Raw genomic sequence first — 653 nt, forward strand, 5'->3', positions numbered from 1 at the left:
CTTTATTTGTAGGAGCGAGTACAGATTTGCTTCTTTTTCCAATAAGAGTTATCTTACTGTAGTTGGTTTAGAAACTGCAGATAAGTTAAAAAAGGCAGGATTTAAAAACATATATTTTACTAATGTATATAGGCAAGATTGAAAAATATTTTGTACCTTTACATCGTGATTAAAGTACATTGAAATATTGAAAAATAAGTCCTGAACAGCTATACGTAGAGGACAAAGAGCGTATCACCTACTTATACAACGCCTTTGGCAATCGTGCCCATAGCTTTTATGGCAATGCGGAAGCTGAGAAAGAGAAACGCCCTATTCATAAACATTACAGTGCCGATGGCAGTGTAGAAATCAAAGAGGATAAAGCTAAAGGCAGCATTAACTTTGTGTTTTACCTTGGCGGTGACCCGTATAGTGCTCCTGCGGTATATAATAGCAATGGTGAAGAGGGAAAACTGCTCTTTTTACATAGAGACCAATTAGGGAGTATTGTCGCTATTACCGACCTTAACGGCAAGCTCGTAGAAGCCCGCCATTTTGATGCTTGGGGCAAGGTGCTAGGCATTACTGACGGCAACGGCAATAAGTTAGAAAACTTACTACTTGACCGTGGTTTTACAGGACACGAACACCTGCAAACCGTAGGCTTAATA

The 653-nt window shown here is 39.4% G+C and carries 1 pseudogene; it reads left to right on the plus strand.

From position 1 onward, the window contains the following. Positions 1 to 386: 386 nt before the first annotated feature. Positions 387 to 653, plus strand: a pseudogene (locus I7X29_RS15245) (RHS repeat-associated core domain-containing protein); the annotation flags it as partial.

The organism is Capnocytophaga periodontitidis (assembly GCF_016126015.1).
GTDB classification, from domain to species: domain Bacteria; phylum Bacteroidota; class Bacteroidia; order Flavobacteriales; family Flavobacteriaceae; genus Capnocytophaga; species Capnocytophaga periodontitidis.